This window comes from Mycolicibacterium houstonense, assembly GCF_900078665.2.
GTDB lineage: Bacteria > Actinomycetota > Actinomycetes > Mycobacteriales > Mycobacteriaceae > Mycobacterium > Mycobacterium houstonense.
In genome coordinates, this window is the sequence record NZ_LT546207.1 from 1,487,009 (window position 1) to 1,489,034 (window position 2,026).

Here is a 2,026-nt window from a genome sequence, read left to right on the forward strand (position 1 = left end):
GCCGCAGCGGGCCCCGAAGGCCTCACCCGGCCAGGGGCATGAGGCCCGGGCACGCCGCACCCGCGTCGCGGCCGCCGAAACCGGTTTGCGCAGTTCTTCTTTCGTTTTCCGGCATCGCGCCGGAAACTTCGTCATGTTCGCCGTGCTGGTGATCGCCGCGGTGCAGCTGTTCACCCTGCAGGTGCCCAGGGCAGAGGGCCTGCGGGCCGAGGCGGCAGGCCAGCTCAAGGTCACCGATGTCAACCCCGCGATGCGCGGCAGCATCGTCGATCGCAACGACGACAAGCTGGCGTTCACCATCGAGGCGAAGGCGCTGACGTTCCAGCCGGTCCGGGTCCGCAAGCAACTCGCGGAGGCCAAGGCCAAATCCAGCGAGGCCCCGGATCCGGATCGCCGGTTGACCGAGATCGCCAAGGAGGTCGCCACCCGGCTCGACAACCGGCCCGATTACAAGACCGTGCTCAAGAAGCTGCGGAGCAACGAGACTTTCGTGTATCTGGCCCGCGCCGTCGATCCGGCGATTGCCAGCGCGATCATGGACAAGTTCCCCGAGGTCGGTGCCGAGCGGCAGGATCTGCGGCAGTACCCGGGCGGCTCGCTGGCCGCCAACATCGTCGGCGGGATCGACTGGGACGGACACGGTTTGCTCGGCCTGGAGGATTCGCTCGACGCGGTGCTGGCGGGCTCCGATGGTTCGGTCACCTACGACCGGGGTTCCGACGGTGTGGTGATTCCCGGCAGCTACCGCAACCGGCACGACGCGGTCAACGGCTCCACCGTGCAACTGACGCTGGACGACGACATCCAGTACTACGTGCAGCAGCAGGTCCAGCAGGCGAAGGACGCCTCGGGCGCCAAGAACGTTTCCGCGGTGGTGCTCGACGCGAAAACCAGTGAGGTGCTGGCGATGTCGAACGACAACACGTTCGACCCCAGTCAGGACATCGGGCGCCAGGAGAGCCGGCAGATGGGCAACCTGGCGGTGTCCTCGCCGTTCGAGCCGGGATCGGTGAACAAGATCATCACCGCGGCCACGGCCATCGAGCTCGGCCTGACCAACCCGGACGAGGTGCTGCAGGTGCCCGGCTCCATCAACATGGGCGGGGTCACCGTGGGTGACGCCTGGGAGCACGGCGTGATGCCGTTCACCACGACCGGGGTGTTCGGGAAGTCGTCGAACGTCGGCACGCTGATGCTGGCGCAGCGAATCGGCCCGGAACGGTTCTACGACATGGTCCGCCGGTTCGGGCTCGGCCAGCGCACCGGGGTGGGTCTGCCGGGCGAGAGCTCGGGCCTGGTCCCGCCGATCGATCAGTGGTCGGGCAGCTCGTTCTCGAACTTGCCCATCGGACAGGGCCTTTCGATGACGCTGCTGCAGATGACGGCCATGTATCAGACGATCGCCAATGACGGCGTCCGGATCCCGCCGCGGATCATCAAGTCCACCATCGCCCCGGACGGCAGCCGTACCGACGAGCCGCGGCCCGAAGGCGTCCGGGTGGTGACCCCGGAAACCGCCCGCACGGTGCGCAACATGTTCCGCGCCATCGTCCAGCGCGACCCCAGGGGCGTGCAGCAGGGCACCGGCCCGCAGGCCGCGGTCGAGGGTTACCAGATCGCAGGCAAGACCGGAACCGCGCAGCAGATCAACCCGGCCTGTGGTTGCTACTACAACGACGTCTACTGGATCACGTTCGCCGGTATGGCACCCGCGGACGATCCGCGGTACGTCATCGGCATCATGATGGACGCGCCGCACCGGGCCGCCGACGGCTCGCCGGGCTCGTCCGCGGCGCCGCTGTTCCACAACATCGCCTCGTGGCTGCTGCAGCGTCACAACGTCCCGCTGTCGGCCGATCCCGGCCCGGAGCTGACCCTGCAGGCGACCTGACCGCGATAGTCGTGGGTGTCGCGGTCGGCGGACCGCCGGTGGGTACTGTGGCATGGCCATGAAGCTGCGTCCCAGCCGTCCCGTCGGCCAATACCTCGTGCCGCTCGCCGAACAGGTCCAGGCGGTACCGGCGGG

At 68.2% G+C, this 2,026-nt stretch carries 1 protein-coding gene; it reads left to right on the forward strand.

Translation table 11 applies throughout. The annotated features are described in order from the left end of the window. Positions 1 to 1,891 (forward strand): penicillin-binding transpeptidase domain-containing protein (locus tag BN4332_RS07475; protein ID WP_066897877.1); only part of this gene is annotated, 1,891 nt, incomplete at its 5' end. Between the last annotated feature and the right edge of the window lie 135 nt (positions 1,892 to 2,026).